The 1,572-nt window shown below is 69.8% G+C and carries 2 protein-coding genes; both read right to left on the minus strand.

Translation table 11 applies throughout. The annotated features are described in order from the left end of the window. Positions 1 to 1,093: ABC transporter ATP-binding protein (locus tag DD1DGNOD_RS15035; protein WP_131770413.1), on the minus strand; the 1,093-nt coding region annotated here is incomplete at its 3' end. Between the two features lie 115 nt (positions 1,094 to 1,208). Next, the coding region (locus DD1DGNOD_RS28105; protein WP_206443195.1) for a LuxR C-terminal-related transcriptional regulator at positions 1,209 to 1,572 on the minus strand (364 nt) is incomplete at its 5' end.

Genomic DNA, 1,572 nt, shown 5'->3' on the forward strand with positions numbered 1-1,572 from the left:
CGGAAACATGGTCAACAAGGCCCTGGTCAACAAGGCCCTGGTCGACAAGGCTCCGGTAGCGCTCTTCCAGGCTCACCCGCACAGGTGTGATCTCCACGAGCGTGATGCCCGCCGCGAACGCGTCCCGGTTCAGCTCGGCAAGCATCGTGTCCGTGACCGAATCGGCATTCGAACCCACGCCCAGGTCGCCCGGGGCACCCGACGGCAGGTCGACACGGAGCCGGTCGCCGTCACGCCGCACGGACAGGTTCCGGCCCGTGGTCAGCTCAGCCAGGGCGCCGAGATGGTCCGGATGCTGCGGGCGCAGGAGCACGCTGCAGCTGCCGGCGGCCATCAGCCCTTCGATGGGGCCGTGGTAGGCCAGCCGGCCGCGCTCCACGACGACGATCCAGTCGCAGATCTGCTCCACTTCGGCCAACAGGTGTGAGGAGACCAGGACGGTCCGCGGCTGCCTGCCTCCCGGGCGCTGCGCCAGCCCGCGCAGCAGCTCCCGCATCTGCTGGATGCCGGTCGGGTCGAGGCCGTTGGTGGGTTCGTCAAGGACGAGCAGGTCGGGATCTGCAAGCAGCGCGGCCGCTATCGCCAGCCGCTGCTTCATCCCCAGGGAATAGGTCCGAAAGGCATCACCGCCACGGCCTGCGAGCCCGACCTCGGCTATGACCTCCGGAATCCGGGCACGATCGTGACCGCCGAGGGCGGCGAGCACGGCGAGGTTGTGCTCCCCGGACAGCCCCGGGTAGAGGGCGGGGCTCTCGATCAGGGCACCGACTCTGGAAAGGTACCGTTGCGGCCTGGTGAGCGGTTCGCCGAGAACGCTGCCCTCGCCGGCGGATGGCCGGACCAGCCCGAGCAGCATCCGCAAGGTGGTGGTCTTGCCGGCGCCGTTGGGGCCGACGAAGCCGGCGATCGCGCCGGTCGGGATGCGCATCTGCAGGCCATCCACGACGGTCCTGCGGCCGTAACGCTTGGTCAGATGAAGGACCTCCACGGCGGAGCCGTCCGTCGCTGCGGGTATACGGCGTTGCGAAACGCCCACGGTGTTGCGCACACCAGCCGGTGTGACGCCGGCCGGTGTGACAGCGGTTGGTGTCATGGCCCCAGGGTCGCCGGCCGGCGCTGTCGTGTCGTCCGCCCGGTAGCGTCAACGCACTACGCAGATCGACGTAGGCCGTGTCCGCGGATATTGGTCGATGCGGATACGCCTGCCGTCAGGACGGGGTGACCAGGCCGGCCTGGTTGGCGAGGACGGCGAGCTGGGCGCGGTCGCGCGCCCCCAGCTTCACCATCACCCTGCTCACGTGGGTGCGGGCCGTGGCCGGGCTGATGAACAGCCTCCCCGCGATCTCGTCGTTCGACAGGCCGTGCCCGACAAGTCCCATGACCTCACGTTCACGTGCGGTGAGTCCGCTGAGGTCGGGTGCGTGCACGGCGGGCCGCCGGGCAAAGGCGTCGATCACCCGTCGGGTCACTGTCGGTGACAGCAGTGACTCCCCCGCCGCGACCACCCGGATCGCCCGGAGCAGTTCCGCGGGCTCGGCGTCCTTCAGCACGAAACCGGATGCGCCCGACCGC

This window comes from Candidatus Protofrankia californiensis, assembly GCF_900634765.1.
Taxonomy (GTDB): Bacteria; Actinomycetota; Actinomycetes; order Frankiales; family Frankiaceae; genus Protofrankia; species Protofrankia californiensis.